At 70.3% G+C, this 19,702-nt stretch carries 24 protein-coding genes and 1 tRNA gene; 11 read left to right on the top strand and 14 right to left on the bottom strand.

Features of this window, described 5'->3' with window-relative positions; genetic code table 11:
• Positions 1 to 101: 101 nt before the first annotated feature.
• The 4 genes from I5G_RS00790 to I5G_RS00805 are packed head-to-tail and all read left to right on the top strand — an operon-like array spanning position 102 to position 4,162.
• On the top strand, positions 102 to 1,091 hold the full coding sequence (locus I5G_RS00790; RefSeq protein WP_022877347.1) for a glycerophosphodiester phosphodiesterase family protein: 990 nt from the start codon (positions 102 to 104) through the stop codon (positions 1,089 to 1,091).
• Positions 1,092 to 1,137: 46 nt separating this feature from the next.
• Entirely contained in the window at positions 1,138 to 2,067 is a 930-nt protein-coding gene (locus tag I5G_RS00795) for an NAD(P)/FAD-dependent oxidoreductase (protein ID WP_022877348.1), read from the top strand.
• Between the two features lie 53 nt (positions 2,068 to 2,120).
• Positions 2,121 to 3,086 (top strand): ABC transporter ATP-binding protein, encoded by a 966-nt coding sequence (locus tag I5G_RS00800; protein ID WP_051038554.1) that lies wholly within the window; start codon positions 2,121 to 2,123, stop codon positions 3,084 to 3,086.
• Entirely contained in the window at positions 3,083 to 4,162 is a 1,080-nt protein-coding gene (locus tag I5G_RS00805; protein WP_022877350.1) for an ABC transporter permease, read from the top strand. The genes I5G_RS00800 and I5G_RS00805 overlap by 4 nt, the downstream gene beginning before the upstream one ends.
• 3 nt (positions 4,163 to 4,165) lie before the next feature.
• Here I5G_RS00805 and I5G_RS00810 read toward each other — a convergent pair whose 3' ends face one another.
• The 4 genes from I5G_RS00810 to I5G_RS00825 form a co-directional block, all read right to left on the bottom strand.
• A complete protein-coding gene (locus I5G_RS00810; RefSeq protein WP_026095548.1) occupies positions 4,166 to 4,978 on the bottom strand; it encodes a DUF72 domain-containing protein in 813 nt (270 codons plus the stop codon).
• Positions 4,975 to 5,175, bottom strand: coding sequence for a hypothetical protein (locus I5G_RS19790; RefSeq protein ID WP_022877352.1), 201 nt, complete (start codon positions 5,173 to 5,175; stop codon positions 4,975 to 4,977). Before I5G_RS19790 ends, I5G_RS00810 begins: the two co-directional genes overlap by 4 nt.
• Before the next feature lie 86 nt (positions 5,176 to 5,261).
• The gene (locus I5G_RS00820) at positions 5,262 to 6,044 is read right to left on the bottom strand and encodes a hypothetical protein (RefSeq protein WP_022877353.1); all 783 of its coding nucleotides are present in this window, start codon (positions 6,042 to 6,044) and stop codon (positions 5,262 to 5,264) included.
• A gap of 51 nt (positions 6,045 to 6,095) precedes the next feature.
• Positions 6,096 to 7,088 carry a GTP-binding protein gene (locus I5G_RS00825; protein ID WP_022877354.1) on the bottom strand — a complete coding sequence of 331 codons (993 nt, stop codon included), beginning with the start codon at positions 7,086 to 7,088 and terminating at the stop codon, positions 6,096 to 6,098.
• Between the two features lie 78 nt (positions 7,089 to 7,166).
• Between I5G_RS00825 and ykgO the strand changes: the two genes are divergently transcribed.
• From ykgO to I5G_RS00840, 3 genes are all read left to right on the top strand, one after another.
• Positions 7,167 to 7,289 carry a type B 50S ribosomal protein L36 gene (ykgO, locus tag I5G_RS00830; RefSeq protein ID WP_022877355.1) on the top strand — a complete coding sequence of 41 codons (123 nt, stop codon included), beginning with the start codon at positions 7,167 to 7,169 and terminating at the stop codon, positions 7,287 to 7,289.
• 71 nt (positions 7,290 to 7,360) lie between these two features.
• Complete coding sequence (locus I5G_RS00835; protein ID WP_022877356.1) at positions 7,361 to 7,669, top strand: helix-turn-helix transcriptional regulator; 309 nt, start codon at positions 7,361 to 7,363, stop codon at positions 7,667 to 7,669.
• Positions 7,666 to 7,962, top strand: a complete 297-nt coding sequence (locus tag I5G_RS00840) for a hypothetical protein (protein ID WP_022877357.1) — start codon at positions 7,666 to 7,668, stop codon at positions 7,960 to 7,962. Before I5G_RS00835 ends, I5G_RS00840 begins: the two co-directional genes overlap by 4 nt.
• 86 nt (positions 7,963 to 8,048) lie before the next feature.
• On the opposite strand, the gene I5G_RS26265 is transcribed toward I5G_RS00840, so the two are convergent.
• From I5G_RS26265 to I5G_RS00855, 3 genes are all read right to left on the bottom strand, one after another.
• Positions 8,049 to 8,885 (bottom strand): HNH endonuclease, encoded by an 837-nt coding sequence (locus tag I5G_RS26265; protein ID WP_022877358.1) that lies wholly within the window; start codon positions 8,883 to 8,885, stop codon positions 8,049 to 8,051.
• Positions 8,875 to 9,831 carry a thermonuclease family protein gene (locus I5G_RS26110; protein WP_022877359.1) on the bottom strand — a complete coding sequence of 319 codons (957 nt, stop codon included), beginning with the start codon at positions 9,829 to 9,831 and terminating at the stop codon, positions 8,875 to 8,877. Before I5G_RS26110 ends, I5G_RS26265 begins: the two co-directional genes overlap by 11 nt.
• A 312-nt stretch (positions 9,832 to 10,143) precedes the next feature.
• Positions 10,144 to 10,596, bottom strand: a complete 453-nt coding sequence (locus I5G_RS00855) for a nuclear transport factor 2 family protein (RefSeq protein WP_022877360.1) — start codon at positions 10,594 to 10,596, stop codon at positions 10,144 to 10,146.
• A 102-nt stretch (positions 10,597 to 10,698) separates the two neighbouring features.
• On the opposite strand from I5G_RS00855, the gene I5G_RS00860 reads away from it, so the two are divergent.
• The 3 genes from I5G_RS00860 (at position 10,699) to I5G_RS19800 (ending at position 13,016) form a co-directional block, all read left to right on the top strand.
• Positions 10,699 to 11,058: a nuclear transport factor 2 family protein gene (locus I5G_RS00860; RefSeq protein ID WP_022877361.1), complete on the top strand. Its 360-nt coding sequence runs from the start codon at positions 10,699 to 10,701 to the stop codon at positions 11,056 to 11,058.
• Between the two features lie 77 nt (positions 11,059 to 11,135).
• Complete coding sequence (locus I5G_RS00865; RefSeq protein ID WP_022877362.1) at positions 11,136 to 11,651, top strand: MarR family winged helix-turn-helix transcriptional regulator; 516 nt, start codon at positions 11,136 to 11,138, stop codon at positions 11,649 to 11,651.
• An 84-nt stretch (positions 11,652 to 11,735) separates the two neighbouring features.
• Positions 11,736 to 13,016: a Fic family protein gene (locus I5G_RS19800; protein ID WP_022877363.1), complete on the top strand. Its 1,281-nt coding sequence runs from the start codon at positions 11,736 to 11,738 to the stop codon at positions 13,014 to 13,016.
• A 43-nt stretch (positions 13,017 to 13,059) separates the two neighbouring features.
• Here I5G_RS19800 and I5G_RS00875 read toward each other — a convergent pair whose 3' ends face one another.
• From I5G_RS00875 to I5G_RS25015, 4 genes are all read right to left on the bottom strand, one after another.
• Positions 13,060 to 13,890 (bottom strand): alpha/beta hydrolase, encoded by an 831-nt coding sequence (locus I5G_RS00875; protein WP_022877364.1) that lies wholly within the window; start codon positions 13,888 to 13,890, stop codon positions 13,060 to 13,062.
• 38 nt (positions 13,891 to 13,928) lie between these two features.
• Positions 13,929 to 14,723, bottom strand: coding sequence for an SDR family NAD(P)-dependent oxidoreductase (locus tag I5G_RS00880; RefSeq protein WP_022877365.1), 795 nt, complete (start codon positions 14,721 to 14,723; stop codon positions 13,929 to 13,931).
• An 18-nt stretch (positions 14,724 to 14,741) separates the two neighbouring features.
• Positions 14,742 to 15,605 carry a helix-turn-helix domain-containing protein gene (locus tag I5G_RS00885; RefSeq protein ID WP_022877366.1) on the bottom strand — a complete coding sequence of 288 codons (864 nt, stop codon included), beginning with the start codon at positions 15,603 to 15,605 and terminating at the stop codon, positions 14,742 to 14,744.
• A 24-nt stretch (positions 15,606 to 15,629) separates the two neighbouring features.
• Positions 15,630 to 15,705, bottom strand: a tRNA-Met gene (locus tag I5G_RS25015).
• A gap of 164 nt (positions 15,706 to 15,869) precedes the next feature.
• Between I5G_RS25015 and I5G_RS25630 the strand changes: the two genes are divergently transcribed.
• Complete coding sequence (locus I5G_RS25630) at positions 15,870 to 16,109, top strand: hypothetical protein (protein WP_022877367.1); 240 nt, start codon at positions 15,870 to 15,872, stop codon at positions 16,107 to 16,109.
• Positions 16,110 to 16,124: 15 nt separating this feature from the next.
• Here I5G_RS25630 and I5G_RS19805 read toward each other — a convergent pair whose 3' ends face one another.
• Genes I5G_RS19805 through I5G_RS00905 form a run of 3 tightly spaced genes read right to left on the bottom strand, consistent with a single transcriptional unit; the run spans position 16,125 to position 18,981 of the window.
• The gene (locus tag I5G_RS19805; protein ID WP_022877368.1) at positions 16,125 to 17,294 is read right to left on the bottom strand and encodes a Mur ligase family protein; all 1,170 of its coding nucleotides are present in this window, start codon (positions 17,292 to 17,294) and stop codon (positions 16,125 to 16,127) included.
• A gap of 42 nt (positions 17,295 to 17,336) precedes the next feature.
• Entirely contained in the window at positions 17,337 to 18,056 is a 720-nt protein-coding gene (locus tag I5G_RS19810) for a GntR family transcriptional regulator (protein WP_239642463.1), read from the bottom strand.
• A gap of 19 nt (positions 18,057 to 18,075) precedes the next feature.
• Positions 18,076 to 18,981: a DMT family transporter gene (locus I5G_RS00905; RefSeq protein ID WP_022877370.1), complete on the bottom strand. Its 906-nt coding sequence runs from the start codon at positions 18,979 to 18,981 to the stop codon at positions 18,076 to 18,078.
• Between the last annotated feature and the right edge of the window lie 721 nt (positions 18,982 to 19,702).

Below are 19,702 nucleotides of genomic sequence, written 5' to 3' on the forward strand. Positions count from 1 at the left end.
GTAGACCAACACTAGCCGAGCAGGCCGGGAGAATCCCCGTGCGGACTGGGATTCTGCTTTGAGCGGAGCGGGTGTTCACAGTGCGCCGATACCCTGGCCCGGTGCCTGTCGAGCGCCCCCTGATCATCGGTCACCGCGGCGCGCCGGGATACCTTCCCGAGCATTCCCGTTCCTCGTATGCGCGCGCGATCGCCGCGGGAGTGGATGCCATCGAGCCCGATGTCGTGCCCTCGAGGGACGGTGTTCTGGTCGTGCGGCACGAGAACGAGATCGGCTCCACGACGGACGTGTCGACGCGTCCCGAGTTCGCGGATCGTCGCCGGGAGGCCCTCGTCGACGGCGAGCCCTTGGACGGATGGTTCACCGAGGACTTCACCTGGTCGGAGCTGCGCACCCTCCGCTGCCGCGAGCGGATCCCGGCGCTGCGACCGGGCAGTGCGGCCCACGACGACGAGGATCCGGTGCTCAGCCTCCGCGACGTCCTCGACCTCGCGCGCGCCGGCGGCGTCGGGGTGGTGCTCGAGATCAAGCACGCGGCGTTCTTCGCTCTCGCCGGCTTCGACATGGCCGCCCTCGTCGAGAGGGAGCTGCGGGATGCCGCCTGGTGGGACGACCCGGGGCTGGTCATCGAGTCGTTCGAACCCCTCGTGCTGCAGAGGCTGCGGGAGCGTGGCATCCAGGCTCCCCTCGTGCAGTTGATCGAGGCCGAGGGGGCTCCGTGGGACCTGCGCGAGCGGGACGGTGCGGATGCCGCGTCGTACGTGTCGATGCTCACACCCGCGGGGCTCGACGCGCTGGCGCGGGAGGTCGACGGCATCAGTCCCGACAAGCGGCTGATCCTCGCGCCCGACGCGGCCGGGGCGGCGCGGGGTCCGGCGCCGTTCGTCGCGGAGGCGCACGAGCGCGGGCTGCGGGTGTTCACGTGGACGTGCCGGCCCGAGAACGCGTTCCTGCTCCCGGCGTTCCAGGGGGCGGGCGGGCCGGCCGAGTTCGGCGCGTACGAGCGGGAGTGGGCGGTGCTCCGGGATGCCGCGCTCGACGGCGTGTTCGTGGACCACCCCGACCTGGGCGTGGCGTTCTTCGGCGCGTAGGCGCAAGCCCCGACACCCGCGCGGCCGTGCCCGGGAGGATGGCGGGATGACGGTGGACGTGACGGTGGTCGGCGGCGGCATCTCGGGCCTCGCGTGTGCGCGGGCGGTGCAGGATGCCGGTGGGACTTCGCGCGTGATCGACCGCGGGCGCCGACCGGGCGGGCGGCTGTCGAGCCGCACCATCGACGGGCGCGCGGTCGACCTCGGGGCGTCGTACTTCGTCGTCGGCGATGACGAGCGGTTCGCGCGGGTTGTCGCGGACTGGGAGGCGCGCGGCGTCGCGCGGCCGTGGACCGACACGTTCTCCGCGTTCGACGCCGACGGAACCGAAGCCCGCAAGACCGGGCCGATGCGGTGGTCGGCGCCGGCCGGGTCGCGCTCGCTCGTCCTCGACCTGGCCGACGGCGTCGACGTCGAGTCGGGGCGGGAGGTCGAGCGCGTGGCTCCCTACCGGGTCGACGGGAAGGATGCCGGCGAGGTGGTGCTCGCGATCCCGGAACCGCAGGCGCGGCGCCTGGGGGATGGCATCCCGGTCGCTCCGCAGGACTGGGAGCCGGTGATCGCCGTGGTGCTGCGCTGGGAGGAGCGGCGCTGGCCCGCCGATCTGCACGGCGCCTTCGTGAACGGTGACCCCGACGTCGCGTTCATCGCGGACGACGGTGACCGTCGCGGCGACGGCGCGCCGGTTCTCGTGGTGCACACCACCGGTGATGCCGCGCGACGGTCCCTCGACGACCCGGACGCCGCGATCGCACCGGTCGTGGCGGCCACGCGGCGACTGCTCCGGATCGACGCCGAACCCGTCGCGACGCACGTCCACCGGTGGACGTTCGCGCGCCCGCTCCGCGCGACCGGGGAGCCGTTCTTCCGCTCACCGGGGCTGTCGCTGTGCGGGGACGCGTGGGGCGAGTCGCCCGCCGTCCGCACGGCGTGGGCGTCGGGCGATTCCCTCGGCCGCGCGCTCGCGGCATCCTGAACGGTCGCCCCCAAACCCCGGGGCGTGTCGGAGGCCGCGCATAGGGTGGGGGCATGGACGCAGGGGGCGCGGGCATCGAAGCAGTGCAGGTCAAGAGGGCGTTCGGCGCCGTCACGGCGGTGGCGGACGTGACGTTCACGGCCGAACCGGGCCGGGTCACGGGCCTCGTCGGGCCGAACGGATCGGGCAAGACGACGCTGCTGCTGATGCTGGCGTCGCTGCTGCGACCCGACGCGGGCGAGATCCGGATCGGCGGGGTCGACCCCGTGGCCGACCCGGCGGGTGCACGGCGACTTCTCGGATGGATGCCGGACTCCCTGGGCGCGTGGCCGACGCTGACCGCGCGCGAGGTGCTGGTCGCGACGGCGCAGCTCTACGACCTCTCCCGCGCCGAGGCGCGGGCACGCGCGGACCGGCTGCTCGAACTCGTCGATCTCGTGCCGCTCGCCGGCTCCGCCGCGCGGGTGCTGTCCCGCGGGCAGAAGCAGCGCTTGGCGCTCGCGCGCGCTCTCGTGCACGAGCCGCGCGTGCTGTTGCTCGACGAACCCGCGTCCGGTCTCGACCCCCAGGCGCGGATCGATCTGCGCGTGCTGCTGCGGCGGCTCGCCGACGACGGCCGCACGGTTCTCATCTCCAGCCATGTGCTGTCCGAACTGGAGGAGGTCGTCGACGACGCCGTCTTCCTGCTCGACGGCCGCACGGTCGATCGTGATCGCGTCGCCGCCGCGACGACCCGCGTCCGGGTCTGGCGGGTGCGGGTGGCGGCCGACGCCTCCCGGGGAACGGCCTTCGACCGCGAGGCCGTCGCGGCGGCGCTCGGACGCGCTCCGGACGACGTGGGCGTCGATCGCCGTGACCTGCTGGTGCCGTTCGCCGACGAGGGAGCCGCGGTCGCAGGCCTGCGGGCCCTCGTGGGAGCGGGCATCCCGGTCGTCGAGTACGCCCCCGCGGTGGGAGACCTCGAGCACGCGTTCCTCGACCTGCGAGGGAACGCCGCGACCGAGGGGAGCCCCGAATGAACGCCCGGCGGCTCGGCACGGTGATCGGCATCGATCTGCGCCAGCGCGTGCGGTCGGTGGGGTGGTACGTGCTGCTCGGGATCTTCGCGGTGATCCTCCTCGCGCTCCTCACGCTCTCGCTCTCGTCGTTCTCGCTGAACAACGGCGGCAACGGCTGGTTCTACTCGCTCGTCATCATGTTCGTGCTGCTGCTCGTGCTGCTGGTGTCGCCGACGTTGAGCGGCAGTGCCGTCAACGGCGACCGGGATGCCGCGACCCTGGCCCCCGTGCAGGTGACGCTGGTGACGACGGCCGAGATCGTGCTCGGGAAGTTCCTGGCGGCGTGGATCTCGGGGCTCGCATTCCTCGTGGTCGCGCTGCCCTTCCTCGTGGTCGCGACGTTCGCGGGCGAGCTCAACCCCGCGGTCATCGCTTCGTCGCTCGGCATCCTGGTCCTCGAAGTCGGCGTCGTGGCGGCGATCGGGGTCGGTGTGAGTGCGATCGTGGCGCGTCCCGTCTTCTCCGTGGCGACGACGTACCTGATCGTGGCGGCGCTGACGCTCGGGACGGTGATCGCGTTCGGCCTCGGCGGGTCGGCCCTGCGGTCGGAGCAGACGGTGACGACGCGGGAGGTCGACTGGAACGCGGTCCCGGTCGGGTGCGACCCGTACCTCCAGAACGACGCGACCGAGTGCCCGCGGCTCGATGAGATCGGGTGCACGACCTCGTCCTACACGAGCGAGATGCCGCGGTTCGACCGCGTGTGGGGCGTGCTCGCGGCGAACCCGTTCGTGATCCTCGCCGACGCTACGCCGCCGACCTACGACGAGTACGGCAACCCGTCCGATCTGTTCTCGCAGATCGCGACGGGCGTGCGGCTCGCGCAGATCTCGCCCGACGCCACGGTCTCCTACGACTCGTGTACGAACGCGTCGATGCCGGGAGAGTCGACCGAGGATCAGATCGCCGGCACAGTCCCGAGCTGGTTCGTCGGGCTCTTCCTGCAACTGCTGCTGAGCGCCGGTCTTCTGGCGTGGGGCATCGCCCGCACGCGGACGCCGGCGCGGCGGCTGCCGCCGGGGACGCGGATCGCCTGAGCTTCAGCGCAGCCGCGCGTCGAGCGCCACGGCATCATGCGGGGCGCGGCCGCGTGCGTCGTTGTCGAAGTAGACGTACACGTCCCTGTCCTCGAGCCAGCCGCGCACGCGTTCGGCCCACCCGTCCAACTCCGAGTCGGTGTACCCGCTCGCGTACAACTCGGTGGAACCGTGGAGCCGGACGTAGACGTGGTCGGCGGTGACCGTGTCGAACGCGGGCCAGCGCCCGGCCGTGTCGGCGAGAACCAGGGCCACGCCGTGCGCGCGGAGGATCTCAGCGGCGCGGGGGTCGCGGAAGGATTCCGACCGCGGCTCGAGCGCGTAGCGCAGGGGGACGTCGGCCTCGGTCTCCAGCCAGGCGCGTCCGTCGAGGCGCGCGTCGTGGTGACGGGCGAGCGCGAGCGCCGCGGCGGTGGTGCGGGGGAGGTCGCCGAGGAACGCCTCGAGGACGTCGGGGTCGAACTCCAGACGCTCGGGAAGCTGCCACAGGATCGGTCCGAGCGTCGGCCCGAGAGCGAGAACCCCCGAGGCGAAGAAGTTGGCGAGCGCGACGTGCGCGTTCGTCAGCCGCAGCATGTGACTGACGTACCGCGAGCCCTTGACGGCGAAGACGAAGCCGTCGGGTACCGCGTCACGCCAGCGTCGGTAGCTCTCCGGCCGCTGCAGCGAGTAGAACGACCCGTTGAGTTCGGCGCTCGGCAGGCGCTCCGCGAGGTACTCGAGCTCGCGCCGCTGGACGAGGCCCGGCGGATAGAAATCCCCCCTCCACCTCGGGTATCGCCAGCCCGACGTGCCGACGAAGGCCCGGCCGCTCAGGCGTGGCCCTCCGCGGCGGGGGCGTCGTCGTCGGCCGCGCCGTCGGCGAGGGCGTCGCCCGTGTGGTCGTCGAGGTCGACGTTCTCTTCGGCTTCGGCGGCATCCTCGCGGACGTCGTCGGTGACGGCATCCGTGGGGGCACCGCTGTCGGCGCGGGCATCGTCGGCGTGGCGGGAGGGGAGATCAGGAGTGCTCATGCGGCCACGGTGCCGGAGGGGCACCGTCCCGGCGAGTGGCTTGACAGGACGGATGACATGTCGTCCGGAGCTCGCTGTCAGGGCAGTCAGTACCAGTCGGGTTCGCCGATGCTGTCGGAGAAGGGCGACGGGATCGGCGTGAATCGCCCGGGTCGCTGTTTCTGCGGGCGACGGCGGGTGCGTGCGAGGGGGCGTATTCCGCCCTCGAACAGGGCGATCGCGGCCATAGCCGACACGTGGTTATGGGTGATGTTCTGTCCCTCGATGGGCAGGGGGTAGCTCGGATTCTCGAAGACAGCACAGATCCGGCGGATTGCGAGCAGTTCCGTTCTCGTCATCGCCAGGGCGCGCTCGGCGAGCGCGTCCTCGGCGTAGTCCCAGAGGCTCCGCGCGATCTGTGTTTCAGACACGGTGACGAAGAATCGGGGTACGCCGCGGAGGGCTTCGAGCACCTCGGGGCTCCAGGTCGATCGTCGTGTCGGCGTCTCGACACCGACGTGCGCAACGCGCGGTGCCGGCCAGATCCCGCCGTCGCGGGAGTCGATGGTGAAGCCGTTCGCGGACACCGACACGCGGCGCGCCACCTCGCTGGCGCTCTGGTCGTCGACGGGCGATCCCGCGTCACGCGAGAGGAGGTAACGGTGGGTCCCCGCCAGACCGGTGACGATGAGATGCGGATAGTGGTCGGCAAAGTCCGCCGCCTCCGGGCCGTGAATCGAGAAGGAAGGACGCCGGAGAAGGCCGCGCGTCACCACCATCGTCTCTTCGCTTCGGCGAGCGACGTGCAAGCCGCGGGTGTTCCCGATGACGTCGCGGATGGCGGCAGGATCGAGCGGCCCTGTCACCCAGATCTCGATGTCGTCGGACACGGGTCGATCCTGGCAGAGAGTGCAGGACTTCCGCTGCGCCAGCGGATGCCGTCAGTCGGTGGCATCCGGGATCGTCAGGTCGACCGTCGGCCAGGCCGGGAGCGGGTCGTCGAACGCGGCCCACGCGTCGGGCCCGGCGGCGAGCTCGTCGTCGGTCAGCGCTGCGAGGTCGAGGATGTGCCGCAGTCGCGGCGCCGAGATGTCGAGTCCGGTGAAGGCGATCTCCTGCCCGACGCCGAGGTTTCCGTCGTCCGCGCGGAGCGGTTCGATCCACATCGCCGAACCGACGTGCTCCCACCGGGCGAGGATGCCGGGGCGCGAGGCGAGTCGGCAGAACCCGGCGGACCGGACCAGGCGCCCCGCCGCGCCGTGGTCGAGACGGTCGAGGGCGGTCTGCAGGCGGGCGGGGTGGAACGGCCGCACCTGGTCGTAGCGGAGCGTGCTGACGCGGTTGTCGCGCATGTACGGGTCGTGCTCGTCGTTGAGCGCGCGGACCCACCCGGCGCGTTCGAGCACCTCGGTCTCGTGTTCGCGCGGGGCGGTGGCGGAGAGGTCGGCGCGGGCATCCCGGGTGAGTCGGAGCGTCGCGCCGGGATTGAGGTGCGACGCGAGAGCCATCTGCAAGGCCAGCGCGGCCGTCGGCACCAGCTCCCAATTCACCCAGACGATGCGCGTGGCGATCTCGAGCGCCACGGCCGCCTGACGTGCACGGGCGCCGACGTCGCCGCGGGGGTCGCCCGGAGCGGTGGATGCCACGAGCGGAGCGTCGTCGAGGAGGTCGCCCATCATGTGCCGGGCGTCGACGACGCAGACCGCCTCGACCTCGACCCCTCCGCGCGCGGCGATCGCGTGGATCAGGTCGACGTCGGTGCCGAGATCCACGACGACGCGCTCGCCGTCGATCCGGGAGCGCGGGTGGGGGAGCGGGTGCGCGGCGCTTCGGACGACCGCGTGGAGCGGCCGGCCCAGGGCGACGGCCGCGCGCTCGGCGTAGGCGCGGCGTTCGGGTGCGCACACGCCCATCGTCACGATCGTCGTCTTCATGGCATCCGCCCTTCGTTTGTCGGGAATCGGGGGACAGCCTATCTTGTTATTGAGAACGGTTATCAACAGGAGGATGCCATGAAGGTCCGCAACTCGATCAAGTCGCTGAAGAACCAGCCCGGTGCGCAGGTGGTCCGCCGCCGCGGACGCGTGTTCGTGATCAACAAGCTGAACCCGCGGTGGAAGGGCCGCCAGGGCTGAGCGCGAACGAGAACCATTCCCGAATACGTAGACACATTGCAATTCCCTTATGTGTCTGGTCTTCTTGATGAGTGGACAAGATCGCCGGGCTCGCCGCCGCCGCGGAGCTGTTCAAGGTTCTCGGTAACGAGTCGCGCCTTGCGCTCGTCTGGTTGCTGAGCACGGGACCGCTCACCGTCGGCGCACTCGCCGACAAGGCCGGGCTGTCGCAACCGTTGGTGTCTCAGCACCTCCGGACATTGCGGCAGGCCGGGCTGGTGACCTCGGAGCGGGAGGGCAAGGAGATCCGATACGCCCTCGCCGATCAGCACGTCGCTCACGTCGTGCTCGACGCGATCGCCCACGTCCAGGAACCGAACGAGCAGGGGAACCAGCAATGAGCACCACCGAGACGCACGCGGAACACACCGTCGACGAGCACGCGCACGGCGACGAGTGCGGCCACCAGAAGATCGAGCACGGCGACCACGTGGACTACGTGCACGGGACGCACCACCACGCCCTCCACGGCGATCACTACGACGAGCACGAGTCGAAGGCCGAGCACGGCGTCGATGACCACGCACACGGCGACGACTGCGGACACGAGCCCGTCGCGCACGACGACCACGTGGACTACGTCCACGACGGTCACCGTCACGCGGCGCACGCCGACCACTACGACGAGCACTGACGCCCACGTCGCTGCGCGGATACAGGCGATGACCCGTCCCTCCCTTTGGGGAAGGGCGGGTCATCTTCGCTGAGAGGCCAGAGTCTTCAGCCGACGAAGCGGTTGCTCTTGCCGAGATTGCAGGACTGGCAGAGCGTCTGGAGGTTTCCGAGTTCTGTTCGTCCACCGTGGCTCACCGGCACGATGTGGTCCACGTGCAGAACTGCGCCGGTCGATGCGGACGCTCCGCACATGCGGCATCGAGAACCATCGCGGCGGAGGATATCGGTCCGCATCTTCGGCGTGAGCAGGCTGCGTTCGCGACGGCGGAGGTACTCCGTGGTGGACTTCGCGGCACGCTGACGTCGTGCGTCGTCGAGTCCCACGCGCAGCTCCGCGAAGCTCCAGTCGAGGTGTTTGCGGTAGGAATTGCGTCCCTGTGGACTCGTATAGCTGACGACTGCCGTCACGGTCGCCAGGGGTGTGGGAGCGCTCAGGATTCGATTGTGGAAGAGGCGCCGCTCGATCGTCGCGTATCTATCGGTTCGTATTCGCTCGTCTGTCGAGCGTCCGATCGACCGGCTCCCGAGTTCGGTCACGGCGTTGGTGTAGGAGGAGTACCGCTGCATTCGTTCGAGCCGCGCCTCGATGTCGAACGCGAGTCGTGCCTCCTCGTCGAGAACGGCGTCCATGAGGAATGTGCGGAGCTGAAAGCGGTCGAACGCCGACTTCGACGTTGTTGTGGCGTGATAGCGGCGGGTGAGGACGGGGAGAGGCATCACCGACTCGGCGTATCGCGCGTTCACCTCGGTGAGTCCGGCGAGGGCAGCGCTGGTCCCTTCGACGATCCGTCGTGCCCGATAGGCGAGCCCGAGCGGGATACCGGCGGCCGCGAGGACGAGGAGCGCGCCGGTTCCGATGACGAAGACGAGCTCAGCGCTCACAGTCCCACCCGTCGTGGTCGGCATCCCGGTACCAGTCGTATTCCGGGTCCACGCCGCTCTGATACGGGCCGTAGCCGTTGGCGATGGCTTCCTTGCACGTCTTGAAGCGCGGATCGTTCGCCGGAGCCGGGTCCGCCGGTGCGGGCTCGGGCTGGGCGGGCTGGGGTGCGGGGTCCGCCGGCGCAGGCTGCGCGGGTGCCGGCTCCGCGGGGGCGGGCGCCGGCTCGGCCGGCATCGGAGCAGAGTCGTCCACGCTGATGTAGGTCGCCTGCAGCGGGTGCGAGCCGTATCCGTCGCGGCCGTCGTACCGGGCGATCGCCCAGCCGCTGCGAAGCATGTGCGTGCCGGCATCCTCGCCGTTGACCTGGACGTATCGGAGGAGGCGCCCGTACTGGTCCTTGTCGTCGCGGCCGGGAACTGAGACGAGGACCGCGCCGCCGGGGGCGAGGAACGAGGTCAGCTCGGTGGTCGCCTGGTCGTATCCCCAGGAGCCCGACTCGGGAGCGTCGATTCCGATCAGGCGCACCTTGCCGATGTTCGTGTCGATCGTGTCGCCGTCGATGACGGAAACGATCTGAACGGGTGTCGGAGTCGGAGTCGGAGTCGGAGTCTGAGTCGGGGTGGGAGTGGGAGTCGGGCGAGGCGTCGCCGACGCTGCCGGTGTGGCGGCGCTCACCGGTGAGGCGACCAGAGCGACGGGCGTCTTCGGCGGGCTGTTGACGACGGCGGCGTTCGTGATTCCTGCCGTGGCGAGGAAGCCCACCGCGGCGACGGCCGTGACCCACGCAGCGGCTTTGCGGCTACGAAAGCGCAACCACGTCCGGCTGTTCTTCGCGAGCGCGACGATTCCCGTGATGAGAATGGCCAGGAAGACGACGGCGAAAATTGGCGACAGGAGCAGCACGACGATCGCCAGCAGGATGCCGAGGATTACCCACAACCACACCGGAATGCGCCTCTTGCCCCGACGGTTTGCGGCCGCGGACGATGGAAATTCTGCGCCTGCGCGCACGTTCGAACGAGTCATGAATGCGCCCCCCGACGCGGGGGACGGAATCCCCAATAAGAACGAACAATAGCGCGCCGGGAGGCGTCACTGATGCCGCGGTAATTGCAGACCCGTGCCGCAGCCGCGCCGTCTCGGCGCCGATGCCCGATGCGCCGCCGGTGACGATGAAGCGTTGGCCGTCGAGCTCGACGCCCTCGAGGATCTCGCGGGCGGTCGTGCGGGGGCCGAAGGGAGTGGTGAGCCTGGACATCACGCGTGCGAGGGTCGGCTGTCGACCCAGTCGAAGACGAGGCGCCGGTCGGCGATCAGCCACCCCTCGGGCGTGCGGACGAACGCGTCGAGGTACCGGATCGACATCGTGAGCAGCTCGCGGCCGGCGCCCTCGTCGAGCACGTGCATCGCGAGGCAGTACGTCTCGCCGGTCGCGGTGTCTCCGTCGACGTCGATCAGCGATTGGCCGTTCAGGTACGTCGTGACCTCGTAGCGCGCGATGAGCTCGGCGAACGTGCGCTCGAGCGCCGCGCGCCCCGTGACCATGTCGATCGGCTCGGTCGTGTCGGGATCCCCGTCGTAGAGGCGGACCCGCCCGTCGACCGCGAACACCGCGGCCTGCTCCGCCGGCTGCTTCCGATCGGCGTGATGGGCGTATCGGGCGACCAGGTCCCGCAGGGCGAGCTGGTCGGCCACGTCGTCGACGTTCATGGCGTCCTCCCGGTGGAGCGCGGTCGGTCGGCGTTCTACCTTGACCGTGGCATCCCCTCGTTCTACTTTAGGTGAAAGTTCACGTAAGTGGGTGGGAGTGGCATGTCGCACGGCGATCTGAAGGCACTGATGGAAGCCAACCTGCGGGAGGTGTTCGGTGAGCGCGATCGCGAGGCGCGCCGCGAAGCCATCCGCCGCACGTACACGGAGGACGTCGTCTTCGCGGATCCAGATGCCGAGGTGCAGGGCCACGACGCGCTCGACGCCAAGGCGCAGGAGATCCTCGACGGTGCGGGTCCCGACTTCGTCTTCGTACCCGACGGGCCGTTCTACCAGGTGCAGGACCTCGGCTACCTCGCGTGGGCCTTCGGTCCGGAGGGGGCGCCGGTGCTGCACGGCGCCGACATGGGCATCCTGCGCGACGGCCTCCTCGCGAAGGTCTACACCGTGCTCTTCACATGAGCGACGGCGGGGGCGCGATTAGCCTGGGGGCGGCCCGCTCGGATGCCGGGACGGGAGCGCCGACGGACGGAGAGCCCATGAGTCGATACGACGTCCCCGCCGAGTCGCCCTACGCGTTCCTCGAGGACGACGCCGACGTTCGCGCATGGTTCGCGTTCATGAAGGTGCAGCTGCGTCTGCGCTACGAGATGAACCGGCAACTGCGCGATGACAGCGGGATCTCGCTGGTCGACTACGACGTGCTCGTGGCGTTGACGAGCGAGCCGAGCGGCACGATGACGGTGTCCGACCTGGCGATCCGGATCGGCGCCGAGCGCAGCCGGGTGTCGCACCAGACGCGCCGTCTCGCCGAGGAGGGCCTCGTCGAGCTGGCATCCAATGCGAACGACCGGCGCGCCACCGACGTGACACTGACTCCGGCCGGGCGTGAACTTCTCCGGCGGGCGTCGCCGGGGCACATCGCGTTCGTCCGCAAGGTGTTCTTCGACGCGCTCGACGGCGAGAGCAGCGCCGCGCTGTCCGAGGCGTTCGAGAGGGTGTACGAGCTGCTCATCGCGCACGGGACCCTGCCTCGGCCGGCGGACCACCCGTAGGCGCACCCGTGCCCGTCGCACAACGTGCAGACGACAATGCCGTTAATAACTCTATTGCCGTCAAAGTTAATAACGGAGGCGGTGGTGGCAACGTACGAGGAGCGAACGTGGGCACCCTCCGACGGAGGGCAGCTCAGTAGGCGTGATCGCGCGCCCGGACGTTACCTCGCCTACATTCCCGACGAGCTCGGGGCGGATCTCCCCAGCGTGGGGGAAAAGGCGCGGAGCGCCGCAGCTGACGCGCTCGTGGCGCTGGCGCGCGCGGACGAACGCTTGGGGACGCGGGCTGCCTACCTCTCGCACCTGCTCGTCCGCTCCGAGAGCATCTCGTCGTCGTGGATCGAGGGCAATCGCGTCACTCCCAAGCGCCTCGCGATCGCGGAGTCTCTCCATCACGGTTCGCGCGTCGCCCTGGATGTCATCGCCAACGTCCGCGCCACGGAGGATGCCGTCGCCGCGCTCGCGGACCGCGATCGCCCGATCTCCGTCGATGACATCGTGAACCTTCAGCACCTCATCGAACCCTCGCTCCCGCGGGGGCTGCGCACGGAGCAGAACTGGGTGGGAGGTTCGGGCTGGAGTCCGATCCGCGCCGAGTTCGTTCCCCCTCCCGAGACGGAAGTGGGCCGGCTCGTCGCCGATCTCGCGGCGTTCGTGTCTCGGACCGAGGGCAACCCCGTCATCCGCGCGGCGATCGCGCACGCGCAGTTCGAGGCGATCCACCCGTTCATCGACGGCAACGGGCGCACGGGACGAGCGCTGATCCACACCGTGCTCCGCCGGTCGGATGCGTTGCGATCGATCCTGATTCCGATCAGCACGGTCTTCGCCGGCGACACGGGCGCGTACATCTCGGGGCTGACCGCCTACCGCGCCGGGCGACTCGACGAATGGGTCGTCTCGTTCGCACACGCGAGCGAACTGGCGGCGGAGAACGCTGTTCGCCTCGCTGAGGACGTCGCTGAACTCGACGAACGGACGTTCCAGAGATTGCTCGACCACCGCCGGGAACGGGGAACGACCCCGGTGATTCCTCGAAGCGATGCGGTGGTGCGGAAGGTTCTGAATCGGTTCGCGACCGAGCCGGTCGTCACTCTTCGCAGCGTCGCCGAAAGATACGCGGTTTCGACGACGGCGGCGCACCGAGCGCTTTCCGAGCTCCAGGATGCCGGCATCCTGGCCCGTACGAAAGATCAGCGCGGCCGCACCGTGTGCTGGAGCGCCGACCAGCACCTCGGCCTCGTCGCGCTGACGGAGCGCAGCAATCGCGTCGGTGCGGGGGACACCGCGGGCCAGAGTACGCGCAACGCGCCGGCGGCACCGGATATCGACCAGGTCGGGAGGTTGCGCGGGCGCGAGCTGTAGGACCCCGGCGACGAAGTGGTGCCACGGCGAGGCCTGAACCTCGCTACCCCGCCGCGGCGGCTCCCTGTGCACCGGCGGGAGCGAAGCCCTGCGCGGCGAGCCACGCGAGTACGTCCTCCGCGACGTCCGTCCACCCGGCATCCAGGGTCAGGGAATGGCCCTTGCCCTCGTACTCGTGGTACTCGGTCACTGATGCCGTGTTGTCGGCGTAGAGCTTCGCCACGGCGAGCGTCACCGACCGCGGGACGGTGTGGTCCTCGGTTCCCGAGGTGAGCAGGAGCGGCCCGCGCACGGCGGTGTGGGTGTCCACGGCCGCGGGGGAGTTGCGCACGAAGTTCGCCGTCGCGTCTTCGAACAGCGGCCGACCCGGCCCGGGGATCGTCCATGCGGCGTGCAGCGCATCCGACTCCTCGTCGGTGATCGCGTTGCCGAAGGCGTACTTGAACTGCTTCGGGGTGAGCGCCACGGTGCGTGACTTGTTCGCGGGGTTGCCGAGCACCGGGAGCCCGGACTTCAGCTGCGAGAACGGGAGCACCTTCACGCCCTTGACGGGGGCCGGGTCGATGGCGACGGCCGCTGCGACGAGGTCGTTGGCGATCAGCTCCTGGGCGATGAGACCACCGAACGAGTGGCCGACGACGAGGGGCTTTTCGTCCCAGCCCTCGATGATGTCGGCGTAGTGATGGCAGATCTGCGAGATTCCGACGTCGTTCAGACCCTCCGGATTCGCGCGGGTGGCGGCGACGGTCTCGAGGTCGCCGGGCCATCCCGGTGCCGACGTCGAGTACCCGCGCTCCTCGAACAGGTCCTGCCAGGGACGCCACGCGCTCGCGTGGATCCAGAGGCCGTGGATGAAGAGAACGTGAGTGGACATGAGGACTCCTTTTCGGATGATGATGTGGATGCCAGAACTCACAGCGTTTTGACGAGGCCGCCGTCGATGAGGAAGTCGGCGCCGGTCACGTTCCCCGCGCGATCGCTGGCGAGGAGCAGGGCGAGGTCGGCCACCTCGGACGGTTGAGTGAAACGACCGGTGGAGAATCCGCCCTGGCTCGCGACGACCCGGTCGCGTGCCGTGGCGAAGTCGACGCCCATGTTCCGCGCGGCTGTCGCTGCGACGCCGTTGTCGCCGAGCCACAGCTGTGTGGCCACCGGGCCCGGGCTGATCGTGTTGAAGCGGATGTGCTCGGCACCGTACTCCTTCGACAGCGATTTGGACAGATTCCAGACCGCCGCTTTTGCAGCTGAGTAGTCGATGACGCCGGGGTCGGGGAGGAACGCGTTGACCGATCCGATCGTGACGACGTTTCCTCCGCCGCGCTCGATCAGGAGGGGGATCGCCGCGCGGGTCGTACGCACCGCCGCCAGGAAACTGAGCGTGATCGTGGCGAGCCACTCCTCATCGCTGATCGCCAGGAAGCCGTCGGTGCGCAGAGTGACGGCCCCCACGTTGTTGACCAGGATGTCGAGTCCGCCGAACTCCCTCGCGCGACTGACGAGGCGCGACGGCGCATCGGGGTCGGATAGGTCGACGCTCTCGAAGAGCACGTTCCCGGTGGACGCCAGGTCGTCGAGTTCGGGGGTGGACGATCGGGCGCCGGCGACGACCCGCACGCCTTCCCCCACGAGCGCCGTCGCTATCGCGAGGCCGATGCCTTTGCTCGCCCCCGTGACGACCGCCACTTTTCCCGCCAGACCCAGTTCCATGGCGCTGACGGTAGGACTTCAGTCCGGATCGCGCGTGCCCGCGTCCTGACTAGTAGCGGGGCTACCTCCCTCATCCAGGGCGGCGATGCGCGCGAGGGTGGCCTCGCTCGACGATCCGGGGGCGGCGTAGTAGACGAAGATCGTGTGATCGTCCGAGCCGATCAGCGGAAGATGTTGGTAGTGCAGGGTCAGCACACCCTCGACGGGGTGGCGCATGGCGTGCGCACCCTCGCTCATCCCCGCGATGTCGTGCCGGTTCCACAGGTCGCGGAAACGGGCGCTGTCACGGGTCATCTCGTCGATCAGTTCCTGAGTGCGCGGATCGTCGGGGTGCGGGCCCACCCGCGCGCGGAAGAGCCCGATCGTGCGGGCGCTCAGCGCCTCCCACTCGGTGTACAGCTGCCGCATGGCCGGTCGCGTGAGCAGCACGACCGTGACGTTCAGTCCCACCCGGTACGAATCGATCAACCGGGACATGACGTGATTCATCGCCACGATGTCGAAATGGCGATCGAGGATGAGAGCCGGTGTCATGGGCCACGAATCGATCAACCATCGCGTGCGCTCGACGGCCGTCGTCGGCAGACCGGCCGCGGGGCTCGGCCCCATCCGCGCCAGCGCGTGGAGGTAGATGGTCGCATTCACGTCCAGACGCAATGCCCGCGACAACGCCTCGACGACCTGGTCGGTCGGCCGGGTCTCCTGCCCCTGCTCGAGCTTCACGTAGTACTCGGTGCTGATGCCCGCGATCTGAGCGACTTCGGATCGGCGCAGCCCGTCGACCCGTCGATGACCCGGTCCGGCATCCAGCCCCACATCGGCAGGCTGGAGCAGTGCGCGACGGGCGCGCAGGTAATCTCCGAGGGGGTGGCCGGCGGGCATGCCGCATTGTATCGACCGGGGAAGTGGACGCGACGGCGGGAGTCGAACCCGCCACGCCTTCGGTTATGAACCGAGGCCCGGGACCGCCCGGATCGCCGCGATGTGCCCCCACGCTAACCCGGACGACGGATGCCGCCAACGGGCGTTGCGAGACATGACGGGATGTGTCGCCGCGAGGCGCAGTCCCTTCATTTCGGTGGTTGCGCTGGGCCGCCCGCGAGGCGTTCAATCGGTGGCACACGCAGTCGAAACCTTGGGGGCATCATGAGTGACGCGGCGACCTACGACCCGGATGGCGGGTACGACCCGGACGGGGGTTACGACCCGGATGGTGGGTACGACCCGGACGGGGGTTACGACCCGGATGGTGGGTACGACCCGGATGGCGGGTACGACCCGGACGGGGGCTATGACCCGGATGGCGGGTACGACCCGGACGGGGGCTATGACCCGGATGGCGGGTACGACCCGGACGGGGGCTACGACCCCGACGGCGGCGCCTGACCGCACGTCGTTCGCTCAGGCGAGCGCCCGCCGGAGGATCTCACGATCGTCGTGCGGGACCTTGGTCGTGCCCACGAGCTGAGTGTCCTCGTCGCCCTTGCCGGCGACGAGGACGAGGTCGCCCGGCCGTGCCATGTGGAGCGCCGCGTGGATGGCATCCACTCGTGAGGGGATCTCGATGCAGTCCGGGATGCCGGCCCGCACCTCGGCCCGGATGCGCTCGGGCGGTTCGCGTCGCGGATTGTCATCGGTGAGGATCGCGACGTCCGCCAGCTCGGCGGCGATCGCGCCCATCGGAGCCCGCTTGCCGCGGTCGCGCTCGCCGCCCGCTCCGAAGACGAGGATGACCCGGCCGGTGGTCCGCGCTCGGACCGCGGTCAACGCGACCCGCAGTGCACCCGGGTTGTGCGCGGTGTCGACCATCGCGGTCACGCCGCCCTTCTCACCGATCAGCTGCAGTCGACCGGGCGGGGGCTCGACGCGCGACAGCGCATCGGCCACGGCCGCGGGATCGCCTCCGGCCGCGATGACGACGGTCGCGGCGAGGAGCAGATTGGTCACCGCCACGGAATGCACCGTGGGCAGCGAGAGGCGGTGGTTCTGCCCCTCGACGCGGAGGGTTCCCTCCAGGCGGCCCGCGCGCTCGTCGAGGTCCGTCGCCGAGAGGTCGCCGCCCTCGCCCACGGTGACCAGCCGGATGCCACGACTCGTCACGGCCTCACGGACGAGGTCACCTTGCGCGGATCCGCTCGCGACGATGGCGATTCCGCCCGGGGCGAGATACTCGCGGAAGAGTCGGAGCTTCGCGTTCCAGTACCCCTCGACGCTGCGGTGCACATCGATGTGGTCGCGCTCGAGCCCGGTCGAGACGGCGACGTCCACCGGCACCCGCTCGAACAACCCGTCCGCCAGGATGCCGACGAACGCCTCGAGGGACACCGCCTCCGCGCCGGCCCGCGCCTGCGCCTCGATCAACTCCGGCAGGTAGTCCGGGGATCGTCGCACCCGGCTCTCGCGGAGGGTCCCGTCGACCTCGGTCACCCCGGTGGAGTCGTAACCGGCGGCCCGCCACCCGATCAGGGTCATCAGCTGCCGCGTCGCCGTCGCGACGGTGGTCTTACCGTTCGTGCCGGTGACCGCCGTGACGATCGGCCGCCCCACCGGAGGCTGGATGTGAAAAGTCATGGTGCCCCCACCGCTCCCTTTCCGGTCATCATGTCACCCGGGTCAGTTCGTCCGCCGTCCCTCCACGATCATGCGCGTCGAGTGCTCCAGGTGCTCCCGGACCGCGTGCTCGGGATCGGCGAGCGCCGCCTCGACGTACGCGCGGTGCTCGGTGGTCAGTGCACCGGGGGCGTACGCGGGTCGGACGTGCGTGAGCAGCAGATGCATCTCGGAGTCGAGGCGCCGGTACTCCTCCGCGATGCGCGGCGAGTCCGCGGCATCCACGAGGGCGCGGTGAACGCGGGCGTGCGCGTCGAGCGTGGCGGGCCAGTCCCCGGATGCCTCGGCGGCGGCCAGCGCGTCGAGGGCGGCGTCGACGTCGGGCGGATGGATGCCACGCCCCCGGACGATCCGCAGCGCTTCGGTCTCGAGGGCGCAGCGCAGCTCCTGCAGGGCGATGAGGGCCGCGTCGTCGAGAACCGACACCCGGACGCCGCGGTACGGCTCCGCGGTGACAAGCCGCTCGGCGGTGAGGGTCGCGAGCGCGGTGCGCGCGGTGTGGCGCGAGACGCTGTGGGTCGCGCTCAGTTCCTCTTCGCGGAGCGGGGTGCCGGGGGCGAGCTCGCCGGAGAGGATCGCGCCGCGCACAGCCTCCGCGACGACGTCGGCCGTGCGGGGGCCGGGAGTGCCGCCCCGCGCGGGCGTTTCCGCGGGAGGTGCAGCAGCCTTGTGCGCTGCGCGTGCCGCGGCCGGCTCGGCTGTACCGGACGCGGGGGGCTGCACGGGCGGCAGCATCGGGGGATCACGCCGGGGCCGTGGCATCCGGAACCTCCTGATGGCGACGGGACGGAGCCGAAACCACGGCGAGGCCGACCGCGATGAGCGCGAGGCCGATCGCGCTCACGGCCGTGAGCTGCTCGTGCAGCACGAGGAGCCCGAGGATCGTGGCGCCGAGCGGCTCGGCGAGTGTCAGCGTCGATACGGTCACGGCGGTGAGGCGCGCCAGACCCCACCCGAACAGGAGGTAGGCCAGGGCGGTCGTCACGATCCCGAGCCAGAGCGTGAGCGCGAGACCGTTCGGGGTGAGCAGCCACGACGTTCCCGCGACGAGCAGCACGGGGACACTGGCGACGGCCGCCACACCGAACACGGTTCCCATGACGCGCGTGGAGTCCCACCCCCTCTCGATGAGCGCCTTGCCGCACACCGTATAGAGGGCGTACGACATTCCCGCGCCCGCCGAGGCGAAGAGCCCGCCGGGGGCGAGGGCGACCGCGCCGCCCGTGATGCCGGACACCAGCACGACCCCGGCGAGGGCGACGGCGGTGGCGAGCATCCACCGGCCCGAGGGTGTGCGCCGTGAGCGGATGGCATCCACGATTCCGGTCGCGATGGGGGCGGAGCCGAGCGCGACGACGGTGCCGATCGCCACTCCGTTCTCGCGCGTGCCGAGGAAGAACAGCGGCTGGTAGGCGAGGACGCCGACCGCTCCGAGCGCGATCAGCAGCGCCGTTGGTCCCTTCGCCGCGGGGATCTTCGCGCGCGGGCGCGCACGCGCGAGGGCGATGAGGCCCAGGATGCCGCCGCCCACCACGATCCGCGCGGCGCCGACCGCGAGAGGGGAGGCGTCGACGCCGGCGAGCGCTTGCGCCGTGCCGGTCGTGGCGAAGCAGAGCGCGGCGGCGAGGACGGCGAGGGCGGGAAGCATGGGGAGATTGTTACACAATCCGCCTCCCGCGTCATCCTTCGCGAAGTGCCTGCACCATCGCTCCCGACGCCCGCGCCGTCGCTCCTCACGGAGGAACACGTCGAGGAGGACACGCGTCCGCAGAAGAAGCGCAGCCCCTGGACGTGGCCGCTCGTGGCGCTGATCCTGCTCCTCCTGCTGGTGCTGGGCGGCACGCTGTTCGCGGTCCTCAGCAACCAGAAGACCCCGGATGCCGCCCCCTCCAGCGACGCCCCGAGTTCGGCCGCGCCCTCGCGGAGCGCGAGTGCGTCCCCGACCCCGACGCAGACCTCGCAGCAGCTCGTCGACGTGAACTCGCTCGGGCTGCCCGGTAAGACCTGCGACGAAGCCAGCACGATCCTCAGCACCAACAAGCTCGGCGCCAACTGCGAGCCGGGCAACGCGGCGACCAGCCCCGACCAGGTCGGGAAGGTCGACACCGTGAGCCCGACCGGCAGCGTCCCCGCCGGGACGATCATCACGCTCCGCGTGTTCGGTGAGGAGACTCCGCTCGACAAGCCGGGCACGCCGACTCTCCCGGGATCCTCGGTCACCGCCGGCAGCACCATCCAGGTCTCGTGGCAGCAGTACTCGTGCCCGTCCGTTACGGCNACGTGTCGTCGTACAACTTCACGGCGACGAACGGCACGTTCGCGGGAGACGGTCAGTCGACCGCATCGTTCGCCCCCGACGCGCGGGACGC

Origin of the sequence: Microbacterium sp. B19, assembly GCF_000333395.1 — a bacterium.
In the GTDB taxonomy this organism is placed as follows: Bacteria; Actinomycetota; Actinomycetes; order Actinomycetales; family Microbacteriaceae; genus Microbacterium.